General features: G+C 63.2%; 13 protein-coding genes. 5 read left to right on the plus strand and 8 right to left on the minus strand.

Going from position 1 to position 14,837, the window contains the following annotated elements; translation table 11 throughout:
- Window positions 1–219: 219 nt before the first annotated feature.
- The 3 genes from F6X62_RS06620 (at window position 220) to F6X62_RS06630 (ending at window position 1,781) form a co-directional block, all read left to right on the plus strand.
- Window positions 220–711 (plus strand): GNAT family N-acetyltransferase, encoded by a 492-nt coding sequence (locus tag F6X62_RS06620; protein WP_153773023.1) that lies wholly within the window; start codon window positions 220–222, stop codon window positions 709–711.
- Window positions 712–753: 42 nt separating this feature from the next.
- Complete coding sequence (locus F6X62_RS06625; protein WP_054892690.1) at window positions 754–1,107, plus strand: SH3 domain-containing protein; 354 nt, start codon at window positions 754–756, stop codon at window positions 1,105–1,107.
- Window positions 1,108–1,586: 479 nt separating this feature from the next.
- Window positions 1,587–1,781 carry a hypothetical protein gene (locus F6X62_RS06630; RefSeq protein ID WP_063544312.1) on the plus strand — a complete coding sequence of 65 codons (195 nt, stop codon included), beginning with the start codon at window positions 1,587–1,589 and terminating at the stop codon, window positions 1,779–1,781.
- Between the two features lie 126 nt (window positions 1,782–1,907).
- Here F6X62_RS06630 and F6X62_RS06635 read toward each other — a convergent pair whose 3' ends face one another.
- Window positions 1,908–2,807 carry a LysR family transcriptional regulator gene (locus F6X62_RS06635; protein ID WP_153773024.1) on the minus strand — a complete coding sequence of 300 codons (900 nt, stop codon included), beginning with the start codon at window positions 2,805–2,807 and terminating at the stop codon, window positions 1,908–1,910.
- A gap of 100 nt (window positions 2,808–2,907) precedes the next feature.
- On the opposite strand from F6X62_RS06635, the gene F6X62_RS06640 reads away from it, so the two are divergent.
- Window positions 2,908–3,666, plus strand: coding sequence for a TSUP family transporter (locus tag F6X62_RS06640; RefSeq protein WP_054892693.1), 759 nt, complete (start codon window positions 2,908–2,910; stop codon window positions 3,664–3,666).
- 1 nt (window position 3,667) lies between these two features.
- Here the strand turns inward: F6X62_RS06640 and F6X62_RS06645 are convergent, their stop codons facing one another.
- Together F6X62_RS06645 and F6X62_RS06650 are read right to left on the minus strand one after the other, a co-directional pair.
- Entirely contained in the window at window positions 3,668–5,086 is a 1,419-nt protein-coding gene (locus F6X62_RS06645) for a GGDEF domain-containing protein (protein ID WP_153773025.1), read from the minus strand.
- A 146-nt stretch (window positions 5,087–5,232) separates the two neighbouring features.
- Entirely contained in the window at window positions 5,233–7,065 is a 1,833-nt protein-coding gene (locus tag F6X62_RS06650; protein WP_153773026.1) for an SLC13 family permease, read from the minus strand.
- A 162-nt stretch (window positions 7,066–7,227) separates the two neighbouring features.
- Between F6X62_RS06650 and F6X62_RS06655 the strand changes: the two genes are divergently transcribed.
- Entirely contained in the window at window positions 7,228–9,024 is a 1,797-nt protein-coding gene (locus F6X62_RS06655) for a glycoside hydrolase family 15 protein (protein ID WP_153773027.1), read from the plus strand.
- Between the two features lie 78 nt (window positions 9,025–9,102).
- On the opposite strand, the gene nuoN is transcribed toward F6X62_RS06655, so the two are convergent.
- Genes nuoN through nuoJ form a run of 5 tightly spaced genes read right to left on the minus strand, consistent with a single transcriptional unit; the run spans window position 9,103 to window position 14,833 of the window.
- Complete coding sequence (nuoN, locus tag F6X62_RS06660; protein WP_054892697.1) at window positions 9,103–10,572, minus strand: NADH-quinone oxidoreductase subunit NuoN; 1,470 nt, start codon at window positions 10,570–10,572, stop codon at window positions 9,103–9,105.
- 7 nt (window positions 10,573–10,579) lie between these two features.
- Window positions 10,580–12,112: an NADH-quinone oxidoreductase subunit M gene (nuoM, locus tag F6X62_RS06665; protein ID WP_054892698.1), complete on the minus strand. Its 1,533-nt coding sequence runs from the start codon at window positions 12,110–12,112 to the stop codon at window positions 10,580–10,582.
- 58 nt (window positions 12,113–12,170) lie between these two features.
- A complete protein-coding gene (gene nuoL, locus F6X62_RS06670; RefSeq protein ID WP_054892699.1) occupies window positions 12,171–14,024 on the minus strand; it encodes an NADH-quinone oxidoreductase subunit L in 1,854 nt (617 codons plus the stop codon).
- Window positions 14,021–14,329, minus strand: coding sequence for an NADH-quinone oxidoreductase subunit NuoK (gene nuoK / locus F6X62_RS06675; protein ID WP_023631349.1), 309 nt, complete (start codon window positions 14,327–14,329; stop codon window positions 14,021–14,023). The genes nuoL and nuoK overlap by 4 nt, the downstream gene beginning before the upstream one ends.
- Window positions 14,330–14,332: 3 nt before the next feature.
- Window positions 14,333–14,833: an NADH-quinone oxidoreductase subunit J gene (gene nuoJ, locus F6X62_RS06680; RefSeq protein ID WP_054892700.1), complete on the minus strand. Its 501-nt coding sequence runs from the start codon at window positions 14,831–14,833 to the stop codon at window positions 14,333–14,335.
- Between the last annotated feature and the right edge of the window lie 4 nt (window positions 14,834–14,837).

Raw genomic sequence — 14,837 nt, forward strand, 5'->3', positions numbered from 1 at the left:
GTGGCACCAGTAGAATGTCGGGGTGTATCGAGGATGTGTCTGATGATGCTGGGTGTGGTTTTCCTACGTATCTGCGCTTGGATTTGATACGTAAGCATACAAAGGCGTGGTGCACGGATAACGCTCGGTTAAGCGGGGTGTGACCTGTGATCGCGGTGCGAAGCTGAGCCGCTCCGGTTAGGATGTCGTCCTCTGCTTATCGAAACACGGACCTACCCCATGAATACCCCTGATTTCCGCCCCGCCACACCTTCGGATGTGGACCGCTGCTATCACATCGAAACCACTGCCTACGAAGGTGACGAAGCGGCCACGCGGGAGAAGATTGCCACGCGCATCGCCCAATACCCGCAGGGTTTCCTGGTGCTGGAGCTGGACGGCCAAGTGGTGGGCTTCATCAACAGTGGCTGTGCCCACGAGGTGGTGATGTCCGATGAGGCGTTCAAGGAACTGGTCGGGCACGATGCCCAGGCGCCAAATGTGGTGATCATGTCGGTGGTGGTCGATCCGTCGTTTCAGGGGCGTGGTTTCGCCGGGCAACTGATGACGCGCTTCATCACGCAGATGCGTGAACGTGGCAAGGCGACCATTCACCTGATGTGCAAAGACCAGCATGTAGGGTTGTACGAAAAGATGGGATACGAGTACGTAAAACCCTCCAGTTCCGATCACGGTGGCATGGCTTGGCATGAAATGGTCATGAGCCTCTGAACGACTGCCAGGACTGATTCTTCTATAGCCAGGGAGCGGCATATGAAATACGTGGTGATCGAAAGCCATCGCAGTGAATACCCTCGACCCATCAGCTTCGCCCGAGGGACGTTGTTGCAGATCGGGCAGCGTTACGAGGGCGAGGAAGACTGGCAGGACTGGTACCTGTGCAGTTGTGAGGGGCAAGAGCCAGGCTGGGTACCGGGGCAACTGATCGAGCGGCTGGGTGTTGGCCAGGGGCGGGCACTGGAGTCGTACTCGGCCTATGAGCTGGACGCTGATCCCGGGCAGGTGATGGTGGGGCTGCGGCGCTTGAACGGCTGGCTCTGGTGTCGGCGCCAGCGCAACGGTGAGCTGGGGTGGTTGCCGTTGGAAAAGTTGCGACAGATGGACTGAACGATCAATCTGATATGCTTTTTTTCCAGCAACCTGAATCTGTAACCGTATCAGCCAAGGCCTGACAATGCCCCTCAAGCCCAGCCGTACGAAGCGGTATGCGCTGGGCAAGCGCGGCTGCACTGTATCCCTGACGGGCAGCTCTGCCGTTCAGTCCCCACTTTGTCGAGGTTCCAATGGGCAAGCTTGCGTTGTTCCTGGGTGGTTTCCTGATGCTGACGATCCTGATCGGCTTGCTGGGTACCATCCCGCCGGGCTGAAATGCCCGTCCAACTTTCCCGAGCCCGTCTACCCGTGAGACGGGCTCGATGCGTTTTACCTCCTGCTACGCCTCTCATCGACTTTCCGTCGGCTTCTTGTTGATATTTATTCTTGTTTGATGACCGCTCGTGTAATCTCCCGCGGCCGTTTTCGGCGCCTGAGCGTGGGGGCGTCTGGAGTTTTGGCTTGACGGCAGCCCACCTGTCTCGGAGTCGTACATGGAAAGCAAGAAGGGCACTGCAGCGATGCTGGAGTGGCGGGAGCGGTTCGTTGGCACAGGTATCGCCAGCGAACGGGATTACGAGCAGGCACTGGTCTGTGCCGAACAACTCGAGCAGGCCGGGGCGATCAACGTTGGCGAGTGGATCGAATTGGTCAAGCTGGCCAATGCTGCACTGGTGCGTGTGCGATAAGTCGTTATCTGGCCTCGGAATTCTGTCCACAAAAAACGTGGGTAGGTCTGTGGATAAAACGCTACAAGCCAGGAGTGAAGCGGCCTTTGTTAAATTGAGCAGAATTTGTACAGCACCATCTGAGGGTCAGGGACGCGCATGCCGCAGCGCCTGCAGCAGTTCACGGACCCGAGCCGGTTGTTCGCCTGGCGGATAGAGCGCATGCATCTGTGGATCCTGGCCGCTGCTGGAGGTCAGGTGATACGCCGGACATACCCGCAGCAAGCGCCCGGCCTGCACTTGTGGTTCGCCCAGCCAGTCGGCGAGGCGGGCGATGCCGGCGCCTGCCAACGCGCTTTGATACACCGCAGTGCCAGCGGACAGGCGCAGGCGCGGACGTGGTCGCAGGCTGGTGATCTGGCCGTCGCGGCAGAAATGCCAAGCCTTGAGGATGCGGGGAGCGGTGTGCAGGATCAGCGCATGGCCGCTCAACTCCTCTGGCTCCAGTGGCAAACCGTGTTGCTGCAGGTACGCCGGGCTGGCGTACAGGTGGCGACGGTAGTTCCACAGTGGATAGCCGATCAGTTCGCTTGACTGGGGAAAGGCGCCGCGCACGACGAAATCGAACTTGCCTTGCACCGGGTCCAGGGCCTGGTCGACGAACTGTACGTCCAGGGTTACCTGGGGGTGACGCTGGGAAAAGTCTGCGAGTACCGCTGGCAGTACTTTCTGGCCTAACAGTTCGGGCACTGCGAAGCGGATCCAGCCTTGTGCCGAACCGCTCAGCGCCGCCAGCTCATCGGCCGCATCACGTTGCACCTCCAGCAAGCGTTGTGCATGTGGCAGCAGGTGTTCACCGGCTTCGGTCAGGGTAACGGCATTGGCACTGCGATTGAGCAGGCGGGTGCCAGCGTTGTCCTCCAGTGCTTGCACCGCGCGGGTTACGGCGCTGGGGGAGCGCCCCAGCGCGCGGGCGGCGGCAACGAAGCTGCGCTTGTGGGCGACGCTGACGAAGGCTTGTATTTCGCGCAGCATGTCCAATGCCATGGCGAGTTCCTCATTGCGGTTTGTGCAATATGGCATTTCAACACAGGTGCGGCCATTTGATTAGGCTGTGCGCACGCTCTCCCTGCCTGGAACCTTTCAAATGACGGATATCGTCCTGTTGTCCCTGTTCGCTTTCGCTGCCGGATTGATCGATGCTGCGGTCGGCGGCGGCGGGCTGATCCAGATTCCTGCATTGTTCAATGTATTGCCCGGTGCTCAACCGGCAGCGCTGCTGGGCACCAACAAGTTTGCGTCGGTGTGCGGCACGGCTTTCGCTGCGCGCTCGTTCATTCGCAAGGTCAGTCTCGACTGGGGGCTGATCGTGCCGGCGATGGCCAGTGCCTTTGTGATGTCGTTCGTCGGGGCTGCGACCGTATCGTTGGTCCCTCCCAGCGTGATGCGCCCAGCGGTGCTGGTGCTGATCGTATTGATGGCGATCTACACGTTCTGCAAGAAGGACTTCGGTGCCGTGCACACACCGACGCGCATCGGCCGCAGGGAACAGTGCCTGGCGGTACTGATCGGCGGTGCCATCGGTTTCTATGACGGTCTGTTCGGCCCTGGCACGGGCAGCTTCCTGATCTTCCTGTTCATCCGCTTTTTCGCGCTGGATTTTCTCCACGCCTCGGCGTCGGCCAAGCTTGTGAACATCGCCACCAATCTCGCAGCGCTGGTGTTCTTCGTGCCCTCGGGTAACGTGCTGTGGGCCATTGCATTGCCGATGGCGGTGTTCAACATCCTGGGGGCTTTGACGGGTACCTGGCTGGCGGTACGCAAGGGGGCAGGGTTCGTGCGCGGGCTGTTCCTGGTGCTGCTGTGCGTGCTGATCGGCAAGCTTTCGTGGGACCTGATCGGCTGACTCAGACGACCTGGCGCTGGGCCTGCTCGACACGATTGCGGCCATGGGCCTTGGCGCGATACAGCGCCTGGTCGGCGTCGGCCAGCAAGGCATCAAGGTCGGCTATCGGTTGGCTATCGTTGCAGCCACTGACACCGATGCTCACGGTGATACGCAGTGGCACCTCGCCTTGCACCATCTGCAGGTCCTGCACGGCCCGGCGCAGACGCTCGGCAGTGAACGCGGCCTGCTCGGGAGCCAGCCCCGGAACGACGATGACGAACTCCTCGCCACCCAGGCGAGCGAACAGCTCGCCGTCGTGCAGCTGGTCCTGCAGTACCCTGGCGCATTGGCGCAGGACGTGGTCGCCGACAGCGTGGCCATGGCGATCATTGATGGCCTTGAAGTAGTCGATATCGAGCATCATCAAGGTCAGCGGCAGCGCCTGGGCATGCTGCTGCCGGCCTTCGAGCAGGGCGTTGGCCTGGCGAGCGAAGGCGCTGCGGGTCAGGGCGCCGGTCAGGTGATCGATGGTCGCCTGGTGCGCCAGGCGCGACAGCAGGGCACGGTTGGCATTACTCACACAGGCCACCACCAGCGGCCCGAGCACCAGCATGGCGATGCCCAGGCGAGCCGACATCAGCGCAGTGACGCCAGGCTCGCTCTGCGGCACGCTGAAATGCATCAGGTTCTGGGCCACGGCAACGATGAGGGTGCTGCCCGCTGTCAGGGACAGCAACGAAAGCATGAAGGGGGAATAGCTCAGGGCGCACCACAGCAGCGCAGAAATGGGGAAGGCGATTGCGCCAGGGCCGCCGAAAACGATACTGAGCACCAGCGACGCCAGCAGCACCAGCAAGGGTGCCAGTCGCACAGGCAGCCCTCCGCTGCGCACCAGGGCCGGTAGCGACGGCGCAGTGAGCATGATCGGCAGCACGAGTACGCTGGTGGAGAACTGTTCGCTGAACCAGGCCAGCCAGGTGGCGCGCAATGATTGATCGAACCAGGGCGCGGCCATCACGCAGGCGAGGCTCGCAGCCACCACGGCCCCTGCGGCACAGGCAGCGAACACGCGCAGTACGCCGTGAGGTGTACGCAGGCGCCGGTGGGAGCGGGGCAAGTGCGCCAGCAGACGCCAGAGAGTGACGATCGCACCGACGTTGCACAGGTTGAACCACAGGGCCGGGCGCCACTCGCTGCCACAGATCAGATCAGCACTGACCATCGCCAGGTACATCAGGGCCACGCCCAGGATACTGCCCTGGCGGGGATGGCGCAGCAGAACCCCGGCCAACACCGCATTGACCGGCCAGAACAGCGACAGGGATTCGATCGGCCTGGCCAGGATGCCGCCCAGCGTCAGGGCGAAGGTCAGGCCAAACAGGATCAACGGAGGCAGCAGGCGCGACTGGGCTGAAAACACCATGGGCTCGACCGACAAGCGGAAACGTAATCCAGGACGACTACAGCGAACACCTGGGACACATGGCTTGCAGTGTGGTTCATGAAACGAATTGATGTCAATTGGATATTAGTTTGTGCCGATCCTCCCTGATATTTCAGGTTTGGTACAGGTTTTCAGCCGGCTCACTGCAACCCGAAGAACCAGGGCACCATCACCACGGTCACTCCCATCACCAGAAGGGTGAAGGGCACACCGATCTTGACGAAGTCGGCGAAGCGGTACTGGCCCGGGCCGAGCACCAGGGTATTGACCGGCGAGGACACCGGCGTCATGAAGGCTGCCGAGGCGGCCAGGGCCACGGTCATGGCGAAGGGGTACGGTGACATCCCCAGCTGTTGCGCCGTGCTGATTGCAACCGGAGCCATGAGCACTGCCGTAGCCGTATTGGAGATGAACAGCCCGATCACTGCGGTGAGGGCGAACAGGCAGGCCAGGATGGCCAGCGGGCCGGCGCCGCCGAGCAGGCCGACCAGCCCGGTGACGGCCAGGTCGATGCCGCCGGTCTTCTGCAGGGCCAGGGCGAAGGGCAGCATGCCGACGATCAGTACCAGGCTTTGCCAATGGATCGCGCGGTAGGCGCTGTTCATGTCGATACAGCGCCCGGCGCCCATCAACAGGCAGCCGATCAGCGCAGCGAGGACATTGGGTACCAGGCCGCTGACCATCAGTCCGACCATCACCGCCAGGCTCAGCAAGGCGTGCGGAGCACGGGCGCGCGCAGGCGCCACCTGATCGACTTCGGCTGGCAGGCTGAGTACCAGGAAGTCGCGCGGCTGACTTTGCAGCTGGCGCACGGCCTTCCAGGGGCCGATGACCAGCAGGGTATCGCCCAGGCGCAGTTTCTCTTCCACCAGTTGCTCATCGACCGCGTTCTGCTCGCGGCGCAGGCCGACCACATTGAGGCCGTAGCGACTGCGAAAGGCCAGCTCCAGGATAGTCTTGCCGATCAGTTGCGAACCGGGCGGCAGCGAGACCTCGGCCATGCCCACTTCCTGCGATTGATCGATGAAGTAGGCGGCCTTGAAGTGCAGGGGTTCCAGTTGCATGGTCTGGCACAGGCTGCGCAGATCGTCGCGATTGGCGAAGAGGTCGAGCAGCAGCACATCGCCCTGTTGCAGCAAGGTGCCGGAGTCGGCGGCGATCACCCGGGTGGTGAATTTGTGCTGGCGCTCGATGCCGACCACATTGGCGCCATGGCGGGTACGTAATTCGAGTTCGCCAAGGGTATGGCCGATCAGCGGCGAATGTGGACGAATGCGCAGCCGCCGCTCGCGGCCGCTGAGTTTGTAGTCCAGCACCAGGTCGAGCAGGGTGCGACGGCTTTCGCTGCGGCCGTCCTTGCGCACCTCGCCGTCGAGCCAGCGGCGGGTCAGCAACATGTAGCCCACGCCCAGCACCAGGATGACCAGGCCGAACGGGGTGAAACTGAAGAAGTTGAAGCCCTCCAGCCCATGGCGTACCAACTCGCTGTGCACCACCACGTTCGGTGGCGTCGCCACCAGGCTGAGCATGCCGCTGATCAGGCCGGCGAAGCTCAGCGGCATCATCAGGCGGCTTGGCGAGCGCTTTTGACGCGCAGCGATGCTCAGCACCACCGGGATGAAGATCGCCACCACCCCGGTCGAACTCATTACCGACCCAAGCCCGGCAACTGCGACCATCAACAGCACCAGCAAGCGTGCCTCGCTGTTGCCGGCGCGCTCGCTCATCCAGTCGCCGATGCGGTAGGCGATGCCGGTGCGCACCAGGCCTTCGCCGATCACGAACAGCGCGGCGATCAGCACCACGTTGGGATCGCTGAAGCCGGCCAGGGCCTGCTCGACGGTGAGGATGCCGGACAGCGGCAGAAACAGGATCACCAACAGGGCAACCACATCCATGCGGGGGCGGTTGAGGATGAACAGGGTGACGACGATGGCCAGCAGGCCGAGGACCAGGAGCAGGTCGGAAGACATGGGGCAGGGTGATCCTTCACGGGTTGGGGCTGGGGAGAACAGTAGCAGGCCAGGGGGGCGACGTCGTTGATGTACTGCAGGATTCGGGCGAGGGGCGCAAAGCGTGCTCGGTTGTGGTCACAAACAACAGAGCGAACCCAAGCCTCAATCCAAGGAGCTCCAATGCCCGCGCACATCGAAGACTATGCCCTGCTTGGCAACTGCCGTAGCGCAGCCCTGGTCAGCCGCGATGGTTCGATCGACTGGCTGTGCCTGCCCCGTTTCGACGCCCCGGCGGTGTTCGCCGCCTTGCTCGGCAGTGAAGAAAATGGTCGCTGGCGCCTGGCGCCCAGTGACTCGGTGGAGCAGTGCAGCCGGCAGTACCTGGGCGATACCCTGGTACTGGAAACCACCTGGACCACTGCCAGCGGCCGTGCTCGGGTACTCGACTGCATGCCCCTGGGTGAAGACAACGCCGTGCTACGCATCGTCGAAGGTCTTTCGGGGCAGACCCGATTCGAGCTCGATCTGGTGCTGCGCTTCGACTATGGCCGCAGTGTTCCCTGGGTGGAGCGGCTCGATCCACTGACCCTCAGTGCCGTTGCCGGCCCCGACCGGCTGATCCTGCGTAGCACGGTCGGGTTGCATGCAATGGACCATCACAGCGTCTGCCGCTTTCATGTGGGCGCGGGCGAGCGGCAGGTGTTCGCCTTGCGTCATCAACCCTCGCACCTGCCCGACACGCCGGATTTCGACGCCGATCAGGCGCTCGCACGCACCTTGGAGCACTGGCAGGACTTCGCTGCCCGCTGCCCTGACATGGGGCCGCACAGCGCTCTGGTGCGTCGCTCGCTGTTGACCCTCAAGGCGCTGACCTATGCGCCCACCGGCGGGATCGTCGCTGCGGCCACCACCTCGCTGCCCGAGCGCATTGGTGGCGAGCGTAACTGGGACTATCGCTATTGCTGGTTGCGGGACGCCACCATGACCCTGCTGGCGTTCATGAACCTGGGGTACTTCGATGAAGCGCAGGCCTGGCGCGAATGGCTGCTGCGCTCGGTGGCCGGTAATCCGGAGCAGATGCAGATCATGTATGGCCTGGCAGGCGAGCGCGACCTTGCCGAGTTCACCTTGCCCTGGCTGGCCGGGTATGAACGCTCAAGCCCGGTGCGCATCGGCAACGCAGCCTCCGGGCAGCGCCAGCTGGATATCTATGGTGAGGTGGCCGATGCCATGGCCCAGGCGATCAAGGGCGGGCTGCCCCGCCACCCTCGCAGTGCCGCAATCGCCCGGTTGATCATGCCGTATGTGGAGCGCATCTGGCGCGAGCCCGACGAAGGAATCTGGGAGGTGCGTGGCGGTCGCCAACAGTTCGTGCATTCGAAGGTGATGGCCTGGGTTGCGTTCGACCGTGCGGCGAGTCTGGCTGAAACCACCGAGGAGGATCGCGAACGGGGCACGCATTATCGTCAGGTAGCCGAGCAGATCCACCGGGAGGTGTGCGAGCAGGGGCTGGACGCTGGTGGGCAGTACTTCGTGCAGGCCTATGGCTCGGACGAACTCGATGCCAGCCTGCTGCAGATTGCCCTGACCGGTTTTCTGCCAGCGGAAGATCCGCGCTTCTTGCGGACGCTGGAACAGATCGAGCATCGTCTGCTGAAGAATGGTTTGTTGCTGCGCTACGACAGCGACAGTTGCAGCGACGGCCTTGCGCCTGGGGAGGGGACCTTCCTGGTGTGTTCGTTCTGGTTGGCTGACGTGTATGTGCTGCTGGGGCGTCAGGCCCAGGCGCAGGCCTTGTATGACCGCCTGACCGGGTTGTGCAACGACGTGGGCCTGCTGGCCGAGCAGTACGATCCGCTCGGGCAGCGAATGCTGGGGAATTTTCCCCAGGCGTTCAGTCACATCGGCATTATCAATACCGCATTGAATCTGCACCGAGCTGAATGCCCGGCGCGTGACCGTGCTCGCTGTGGTTGAAGGCGGTGGCCGGTTTTGCCGGACCCTGAAACAAGACACCCCGCCGAGGCGGGGTGTCTTGATACAGCGCAGAACGGATCAGCCCACCAGGTGCAGGCCAGCCTGCTGAACCAGTTCCAGCAACGGCTGCGGGTATACACCCAGCACGAAGGCCAGGATCGCAACGGCCAGCAGCATGACGCCGCCGGTACGCTGTTCCCACTTCAGCGGCGCATCGTGACGACGCAGGTTCGGCTCTACCAGGTACAGGGTCACCATGACCCGCAGGTAGTAGTACACGCCGATGGCGCTGCCGATCACCAGAGCACCGACCAGCCACCACAGGTGCGATTCGACGCCGGTGGCGATGATGTAGAACTTGCCGATGAAGCCTGCAGTCAGCGGGATACCGGCCAGCGACAGCATCATCACGGTCAGTACCGCGGTCAGGTACGGACGACGCCAGAACAGGCCGCGGTATTCGTAGAGCGCGTCGGCGTCACGGCCGGCGTACGGCGAGGACATCAGGGTGATCACGCCGAAGGCGCCCAGGCTGGTGATCACGTAGGTGACCAGGTACACGCCCATGGCCTCCAGTGCCAGACCCTTGCTCGCCACCAGGGCGATGACCAGGTAACCGAAATGGGCGATGGACGAGTAACCCAGCAGACGCTTGAGGTTGCTCTGGGTCAGCGCCAGCAGGTTACCGACCAGGATCGAGGCGACGGCGATCACTGCCAGTACGGTGCTCAGCACGCCACTGCTGGCGGCAGGGGAGAGCATGAACAGGCGTACGACCACGGCGAATACCGCAACCTTGCTGGCGGTGGCCAGGAAGGCGGCGACCGGTGCCGGAGCACCTTCGTACACGTCCGGCGTCCACAGGTGGAAAGGCACGAGCGACAGCTTGAAGGCCAGGCCTACCAGCATCATGCCCAGGCCCAGCTGGGCCAGCAGGCTTGGCATGCTGGTGGCGGCCAGGGCCTTGCCCAGCTGGTCGAAGGTCAGGGCGCCGGCATCGGCGTAGAGCAAGGCCATGCCGAACAGCAGGAAGGCCGAACCTGCAGCCGAGAGCACCATGTACTTGATGCCGGCTTCCAGCGAGCGCTTGTTGAAGAACGCATAGGCTACCAGGCCATAGACCGGCACCGACAGCAGCTCCAGGCCGATGAACAGGCCTGCCAGGTGGTTGGCGCTGACCAGCACCAGGCCCCCCAGCGCTGACATCAGCAGCAGCAGGTAGAGTTCTTCACGGTTGCCCGGGAAGCCCTTGGAGCCCTCGCCCAGGTAGGCGTGGGCGAGGGTAACGCATGCCAGAGTGGCCACCAGGATGATCGCCATGTACAGGCAGGCGAACTTGTCGATGGTCACCAGCGAGGTGACCGCCAGCGGTGCGACTTTCAGTGCCGGCAGGATCGACAGCAGGGCCAGGTTCAGGCCCACGGTGGACAGCAGGAAGGTCTGCGAGTGGTTGCGCTTCCAGGCGATCGCCAGCATCACCACCACCGTGGTGATGGTGGTGATCAGCATCGGCGCCAATGCGATGAAGTGTTGAGTGGTGAATTCCATAGCGCTCTTACCGGGCCGAAGCGAGTTGAGTGAAAGCGGAACCGAGCCACTGCTGCACACCGCTCATGGTGGCGGCAGAGGTGTCGAGGAACGGCTGCGGGTAGACGCCCAGCACGATCAGCAGCACCGCCAGGCCCAGCACCATGATCAGCTCGCGTCCGTCCATGCCGGCCAGCACGGTGTCGGCTTTGGCCGGACCGAAGTAGGCGCGGTGGATCATGATCAGCGAGTAGACCGAGCCGAACACGAGGCCGGTGGTGGCGATCACGGTGATCCATGGTACGTGGGCGAAGCTGCCGATCAGGATCAGGAATTCGCCGACGAAGTTGCCGGTGCCCGGAAGGCCCAGCGACGCGGCGGCGAAGAACAGGCTGATGGCTGGCAGATACGCGATGCGGTGCCACAGGCCACCCATCTGGCGCATGTCACGGGTGTGCAGGCGCTCGTACAGCTGGCCGGACAGGATGAACAGCGCCGCGGCCGACAGGCCGTGGGCCAGCATCTGGATCACCGCACCTTGCAGGGCTTGCTGGCTGCCGGAGTAGATACCGATCAGCACGAAGCCCATGTGCGAGACGCTGGAGAAGGCGATCAGGCGCTTGATGTCGGTTTGGGCGAAGGCCAGGAACGCACCGTAGAAGATACCGATCAGGCCCAGGGTCATGGCGATCGGCGCGAACTCGGCCGAGGCGTTCGGGAACAGCGGCAGGGCGAAGCGCAGCAGGCCGTAGGCCGCAGTCTTCAGCAGGATGCCGGCGAGGTCGACGGAACCTGCAGTCGGCGCCTGGGCGTGGGCGTCAGGCAGCCAGGAGTGGAACGGAACCACTGGCAGCTTGACCGCGAAGGCGATGAAGAAGCCCAGCATCAGCAGGTATTCGACACCTGGCGGCAGCTGTGCCTTGAGCAGGTCGCTGTAGTTGAAGGTGATCACCCCGGTGGCGTTGTAGTTGACCAGCACCAGGCCAAGGATCGCCACCAGCATGATCAGGCCGCTGGCCTGGGTGAAGATGAAGAACTTGGTCGCCGCGTAGATCCGGGTCTTCTTGCCATCTGCCGAGCTGTGACCCCAGAGCGCGATGAGGAAGTACATCGGCACCAGCATCATTTCCCAGAAGAAGAAGAACAGGAACAGGTCCAGCGCCAGGAACACACCGACCACGCCGCCGAGGATCCACATCAGGTTGAGGTGGAAGAAGCCGACGTGGCGCTGGATCTCTTTCCACGAGCACAGCACCGACAGCACGCCGAGCAGGCCGGTGAGCAGGATCATCAGCAGCGACAGGCCGTCCAGGGCCAGGTGGATGCTGATGCCGAAGCGCTGGATCCACTGGACTTTGTATTCCACGGCCCAGGCAGGTTCGGCGCCCGGAGCGGGGGCGAGGGTGTAGTCACCGGTGCCCCACAGCCACAGGCCGATACCGAGCAGCAGGGACATGGTCAGCAGCGCGATCCAGCGCGGCAGGGTGGCGCCGAAGCGCTCACCCAGCCAGCACAGGAAGCCGCCGATGAAGGGGATCAGGATCAGCCAAGGCAGAATCATGACGGGTTCGTTTCCTTTCGCAGAGTCGCAAGGTTCGCGAGGTTCGCAATATTCATGGTCATACCGCGGCCACTACCACGGCGCCGAGCACGAGCACGGCACCTACGGCGATAGAGGCGGTGTACCAGCGCAGCTGACCGGTCTCGGTCTTGCTCATGGCGACGTGGCCGCCGCGAGCCATGCGAGGAATCAGGCCGATACCGCGGTCAACCGGGTCCTTGCGCAGGATGTGGCTGATCAGCAGGTAAGGTTTGACGAACAGCTTGTCGTAGATCCAGTCGAAGCCCCAGGCGGCGAACCACCAGGCGGACAGGACGCGACCGATGCTGCTGTTGGCGATCGCGGTGACCAGGCGACGTTTGCCCAGGAACAGCACCGCAGCCAGCAGGATACCGGCGATGGCGATGGCGCCCGAGGCGATCTCCAGCGAGTGCTTGGCTTCGCCACCGGCGTGACCGGCGCTCTCAGGCAGCACGCCTGCCAGCGGCGGGTGGATCCAGGCGCCGACGAAGGTCGACAGCACGATCAGCACGCCCAGCGGCAGCCAGTGGCTGATGCCGTGGCCAGCGTGGGCTTCGGTCTTCGCTTCGCCGTGGAAGGCGATGAAGATCAGGCGGAAGGTGTACAGCGAGGTCATGAACGCGCCGACCAGGCCTGCGTACAGCAGGTTGGTGTTGCCGCTGGCGAAGGCTTCCCAGAGGATCTCGTCCTTGGAATAGAAGCCCACGGTCAGGATCGGCAGGGCGGCCAGCGCAGCACCACCGACCACGAAGCTGGCGTAAGCCAGTGGCAGCTTCTTCCACAGGCCGCCCATCTTGAAGATGTTCTGCTCGTGGTGGCAGGCAACGATCACCGCACCGGAGGCAAGGAACAGCAGGGCCTTGAAGAAGGCGTGGGTCATCAGGTGGAAGATCGCCGCATCCCATGCGCCAACGCCCAGGGCGAGGAACATGTAGCCGATCTGGCTCATGGTGGAGTAGGCGAGGATACGCTTGATGTCGGTCTGCACCAGCGCGGCGAAGCCGGCCAGTACCAGGGTGATGCCACCCACTACGCCAACCAGGTGCAGGATGTCTGGCGCCAGGGTGAACAGGCCGTGGGTACGGGCGATCAGGTAGACGCCTGCGGTGACCATGGTCGCGGCGTGGATCAGTGCCGAAACCGGGGTCGGGCCAGCCATCGCGTCGGCCAGCCAGGTCTGCAGCGGGAGCTGGGCCGATTTACCAACCGCACCACCGAGCAGCATCAGGGTGGCCAGGACCATCCAGGTGTCGCCCGCCTGGAATTTCTGCGGTGCCAGCACCAGCAGTTCCTGGACGTTCAGCGTACCCAGTTGGGCGAACAGGATGAACAGGCCGATGGCCATGAACACGTCGCCGATGCGGGTGACGATGAAGGCCTTCAGTGCCGCGTTACCGTTGTTGCGGTTGCTGTAGTAGAAACCGATCAACAGGTAGGAGCACAGGCCTACACCTTCCCAGCCGAAGTAGATGAACAGCAGGTTATCGCCCAGGATCAGGAACAGCATGCTGGCGATGAACAGGTTGGTGTACGAGAAGAAGCGCGAGTAACCGGCTTCGCCACGCATGTACCAGGAGGCGAACAGGTGGATCAGGAAGCCTACGCCGGTGACCACGCCGAGCATGGTGACCGACAGGCCGTCCAGGTACAGGGTGAAATTCGGCGCGAAGCCGTCCACCGACATCCACTGCCACAGCAGCTGGCTGTACGCACCGCCTTCAGGCGGCGCGACGTTGAACTGCCAGATCACGTAGGCGGCGGTCGCGGCCGAGAGGCCGACCGAACCGACGCCGATCAGGGCGGACAGGTTCTCCGAGAACCGCCCGCGCGAGAACGACAGCAGCAGGAAGCCGATCAGGGGAAAGACGAAAGTCAGGAAGAGAAGGTTCATCCGCGCATCTCACTGGCAGCATCGATGTCGAGAGTGTGGAAGCGGCGATACAGCTGCAGCAGGATTGCCAGGCCAATGCTGGCCTCGGCGGCTGCCAGGCTGATCACCAGAATGAACATCACCTGACCGTCGGGCTGGACCCAACGGGCACCGGCGACGATGAACGCCAGGGCTGCGGCGTTCATCATGACTTCCAGGCTCATGAGCACGAAGAGGATGTTGCGGCGGACCATCAGGCCGACCAGACCTAAGCAGAACAGGATGCCGGCGACCGCCAGACCATGCTCGAGAGGGATAGCACCCATGATTTACTCCTTCGCCTCGTTGCGGCCCAGGTGGAAGGCGGTGACGGCCGCGGCCAGCAGCAGCATCGAGGCCAGTTCGACCACCAGCAGGTAGGGGCCGAACAGGCTGATGCCGACGGCCTTGGCGTCAACCGTGGTACCGCTGATGGCAGCACCGCTCGGATTGGCGAACAGCACGTACAGCAGCTCCAGCAGCAGCAGGGCGGCGAGGATCACCGGCCCTGCCCAGATGCCCGGCTTGAGCCAGCCACGCTCCTGGGCGACCGAAGCCGGCCCCAGGTTGAGCATCATCACCACGAAGACGAACAGCACCATGATGGCGCCAGCGTAGGCGATCACTTCCAGGGCGCCGGCGAACGGCGCACCCAGGGAGAAGAAGATCATCGCCACGGAGATCAGCGAAATGATCAGGTAGAGCAGGGCGTGCACGGGGTTTGTGCCGGTCACCACCCGAAGGGTGGAGACCACGGCGATCCCGGATGCGAAGTAGAAAGCGAATTCCATCTTT

Origin of the sequence: Pseudomonas sp. MNR3A (genome assembly GCF_009650575.1) — a bacterium.
Lineage (GTDB): Bacteria > Pseudomonadota > Gammaproteobacteria > Pseudomonadales > Pseudomonadaceae > Aquipseudomonas > Aquipseudomonas machongensis.

Excerpts from the sequence above, each read along its gene's own strand:
- F6X62_RS06620 (WP_153773023.1), top strand. The coding sequence starts at position 220 with ATGAATACCCCTGATTTCCGCCCCGCCACACCTTCGGATGTGGACCGC.
- F6X62_RS06625 (WP_054892690.1), top strand. The coding sequence starts at position 754 with ATGAAATACGTGGTGATCGAAAGCCATCGCAGTGAATACCCTCGACCC.
- F6X62_RS06630 (WP_063544312.1), top strand. The coding sequence starts at position 1,587 with ATGGAAAGCAAGAAGGGCACTGCAGCGATGCTGGAGTGGCGGGAGCGG.
- F6X62_RS06635 (WP_153773024.1), bottom strand. The coding sequence starts at position 2,807 with ATGGCATTGGACATGCTGCGCGAAATACAAGCCTTCGTCAGCGTCGCC.
- F6X62_RS06640 (WP_054892693.1), top strand. The coding sequence starts at position 2,908 with ATGACGGATATCGTCCTGTTGTCCCTGTTCGCTTTCGCTGCCGGATTG.
- F6X62_RS06650 (WP_153773026.1), bottom strand. The coding sequence starts at position 7,065 with ATGTCTTCCGACCTGCTCCTGGTCCTCGGCCTGCTGGCCATCGTCGTC.
- F6X62_RS06655 (WP_153773027.1), top strand. The coding sequence starts at position 7,228 with ATGCCCGCGCACATCGAAGACTATGCCCTGCTTGGCAACTGCCGTAGC.
- nuoN (WP_054892697.1), bottom strand. The coding sequence starts at position 10,572 with ATGGAATTCACCACTCAACACTTCATCGCATTGGCGCCGATGCTGATC.
- nuoM (WP_054892698.1), bottom strand. The coding sequence starts at position 12,112 with ATGATTCTGCCTTGGCTGATCCTGATCCCCTTCATCGGCGGCTTCCTG.
- nuoL (WP_054892699.1), bottom strand. The coding sequence starts at position 14,024 with ATGAACCTTCTCTTCCTGACTTTCGTCTTTCCCCTGATCGGCTTCCTG.
- nuoK (WP_023631349.1), bottom strand. The coding sequence starts at position 14,329 with ATGGGTGCTATCCCTCTCGAGCATGGTCTGGCGGTCGCCGGCATCCTG.
- nuoJ (WP_054892700.1), bottom strand. The coding sequence starts at position 14,833 with ATGGAATTCGCTTTCTACTTCGCATCCGGGATCGCCGTGGTCTCCACC.